At 67.7% G+C, this 524-nt stretch carries 1 protein-coding gene; it reads left to right on the forward strand.

Features of this window, described 5'->3' with window-relative positions:
* A partial coding sequence (locus tag MJ783_RS23275; protein WP_239314030.1) for a lantibiotic dehydratase occupies positions 1-524 on the forward strand: 524 nt, incomplete at both ends.

Consider the following 524-nt stretch of genomic DNA (forward strand, 5'->3'; position numbering starts at 1 on the left):
TGGTGTGCGCGGTGGTCGAGCAGCCGCTGGCGGTCGACCTGCGGCTGGGCTGCGAGGCGGTACTACCGGGCATCGTGGCGGCGGAGGCCGCCACGGCGGCCGAAGCATTGCGACGGCTGACTCCGTATCCGGCTGGTCATCCGTCTTGGCAGGACTACCATCGCAGGTTCCTGGACAAGTTCGGCGTGTCGGCGTTGGTCCGGGTCGGTCAGCTGGTTGACCCGGTGGTTGGGCTGGGCTATCCGACGCATTTTGACCTTGTGGAGCCGGTGTCTGCCGGCGGTGTGTCGCCACGGGACGAGTGGCTGCTGCAGCTCGTGCAGCGCGCGGCGCTCAACGGCCAGGAGGAAGTCATCCTGGACGATGCGGCCCTCGACGCTTTGTCTGCACAGACCGCTGGATTCTGGCCGGAGCCACATGCGGAGATGTGCGTCGAGGTGCTGGCGTCGTCGGTGGCGGCCCTGTCCCAGGGCACCTTCACCCTGGTGGTCACGGGTGTTAGCCGTACCGGGGCTGCGATGAGT

Origin of the sequence: Protofrankia sp. Cj3 (assembly GCF_917627355.1) — a bacterium.
In the GTDB taxonomy this organism is placed as follows: Bacteria; Actinomycetota; Actinomycetes; order Frankiales; family Frankiaceae; genus Protofrankia.